This is a genomic window from Novosphingobium sp. AAP93 (assembly GCF_001296055.1).
GTDB lineage: Bacteria > Pseudomonadota > Alphaproteobacteria > Sphingomonadales > Sphingomonadaceae > Novosphingobium.
In genome coordinates, this window is the sequence record NZ_LJHZ01000048.1 from 1 (window position 1) to 2299 (window position 2299).

Genomic DNA, 2299 nt, shown 5'->3' on the forward strand with positions numbered 1-2299 from the left:
GCATGTTCGGTACTTGGCCAACATGCCCTCCCCCGGCCCCTCCCGCAGGCGGGAGGGGAGGATCACATCATCTCGACAATCGTCACGTTGGCGACACCGCCGCCTTCGCACATCGTCTGCAGGCCATACTTGCCCCCGCGCGCCTTGAGCGCATTGAGCAGCGTCGACATCAGCTTGGTGCCCGAAGCGCCGAGCGGGTGGCCGAGCGCGATCGCGCCGCCGTTGACGTTGAGCTTGTCCGGGTTCGCGCCGGTGTGCTTCAGCCAGGCGAGCGGCACTGAGGCGAAGGCCTCGTTCACTTCGTAGAGGTCGATATCGTCGATTGTCATGCCCGCCCGCTTCAGCGCCTTGTCGGTCGCGAAGAGCGGTTCCTCGAGCATGATCACCGGATCGCCCGCCGTCACCGTCAAGGTGTGGATGCGCGCCAGCGGGGTGAGGCCGTGGGCCTTGAGCGCCGCTTCCGAAACGATCAGCGCCGCGCTGGCGCCGTCGCAGATCTGGCTCGAGCTGGCCGCCGTCAGCAGGCCCTCGGGCGAGAGCAGCTTGACGCCCGCGATCGATTCCAGGCTCGCATCGAAGCGGATGCCTTCGTCCACGGTGTGCGTGGCGGGGCCGTCCGCCGTCTCGATGGCGATGGGCACGATCTCGTTCGCGAAGGCATTGGCCTGCGTCGCGGCAATCGCCTTCTGGTGGCTGGAGAGCGCGAACTGATCGAGCTGATCCTTGGTGAAGCCGTGCTTCTTCACGATCATTTCCGCGCCCATGAACTGCGAGAACATGATGCCCGGATACTTCTCTTCGAGCTGCGGCGACTTGTAGTTGCCGAGGCCCTCCTTCATGTGGAAGATCGCGGTCGAGCCCATCGGCACGCGGGTCATGCTCTCGACGCCCGCCGCGATCACCATGTCCTGCACGCCCGACATCACCGCCTGCGCGGCAAACTGGATCGCCTGCTGCGAGGAGCCGCACTGGCGGTCGATCGTCACGGCCGGCACCGAATCCGGCAGGCGCTTGGCGGCAAGCACGGCATTACGCCCCACCTGCCCCGCCTGCTGCCCGCCCTGCGAGACGCAGCCCATGACGACATCATCCACCGCCGCGCCATCGATCCCCGTGCGCTCGACAATGGCATCCAATGTCGCTGCCGAAAGATCGACCGGGTGAACCCCCGCGAGCCGCCCATTCCGCCGCCCGCCAGCGGTGCGCACTGCATCAACGATATAGGCAACAGCCATGGCACTCGACTCCCGTATCCGTTCGTTTAACTGAACGATTAAGGGGTCCGGGGGGTGGGGTCAAGGGATGGGTGTGGGGGGGCGCCTATAAGGCCGCGCGAGCGTTGCGAGTGAAAAAGGTTCAATCTAGTGTCAAATAGTCGGCAACCCAATCACAAGGACTTCAAATACCTATCAATATGGCTTCAGTTTTCCAACATCAACAATACATGTTGGCACATGAAATACCTTTCCTTGTCGGCAAACTTCAATAAAATTCGGAATTTTCTCTCTAAATGATTTCGATAATTTACTTCTTGGTCTTGAAACATAAACCGCTATCATTAAATCGTGGGATGAATCATTCAACGGAACAACACCTGTTCCAATAAATTCATCGAACGATTCAAGAGATAAACTTGAATCTTGAGACGCAATGATTACCGTTTCTTCATCGCTCATCGGTTTAGCCTCATTGCATCAATGCCCAAGAGATCAAATACATTGCCTACTTTGCAAAAAACGGAGGCCTTACTGCTCCCGCCAATGATAAGCCCTACTGCCTTACCAGATTCAGTAGTCACCAAGGCACCACTATCGCCGGGCTTTGTAAATGGGGTACACAGAACCACGTCGGCAAAGCCCACCCGACCGCTCGAATGGGCGTCCCGAGGGTACCGCATCTCAATGCGGGCTGAAACATCCATTGTGCGCCCTAACGACAGTCCAGAAGTCCGTCCGGTCATCTGCACGGTAGAGCCCCTTCGGATACCGCGCTCAACGGCAATTGGAGCTAGAGAGTCGAAGTCCTCTGGAAGGCAATTTTTGCCTGTAATTCGAGCCAGCGCAGCATCGGCCAAATTTGGAAAGCCGTGATCCCTGAATTGAAGCTCAATCACATGAGATAGCTCTGCAACCTTATCGGATGGCTTGCCGCGATCGCTCTTGCCCGGCTGAATCACCGCATCGCCGACCGCCAGTCGGTTATAGGGCGTAAGCACGTGCCCAGCGCTGAGCACATAATGATCTTGACCTGCCACGGGACTTTCATCCAGCTCTGATTAGAGCCTCGACGGTTGTGGTTA

General features: G+C 58.6%; 3 protein-coding genes. All 3 read right to left on the reverse strand.

What is annotated here, in order from left to right; genetic code table 11:
- Positions 1 to 62: 62 nt before the first annotated feature.
- Entirely contained in the window at positions 63 to 1235 is a 1173-nt protein-coding gene (locus IP83_RS08905) for an acetyl-CoA C-acetyltransferase (protein ID WP_054121866.1), read from the reverse strand.
- A 174-nt stretch (positions 1236 to 1409) separates the two neighbouring features.
- Entirely contained in the window at positions 1410 to 1676 is a 267-nt protein-coding gene (locus IP83_RS20170; RefSeq protein WP_156309640.1) for a hypothetical protein, read from the reverse strand.
- A complete protein-coding gene (locus IP83_RS20175) occupies positions 1673 to 2254 on the reverse strand; it encodes a hypothetical protein (protein WP_156309641.1) in 582 nt (193 codons plus the stop codon). Before IP83_RS20175 ends, IP83_RS20170 begins: the two co-directional genes overlap by 4 nt.
- Between the last annotated feature and the right edge of the window lie 45 nt (positions 2255 to 2299).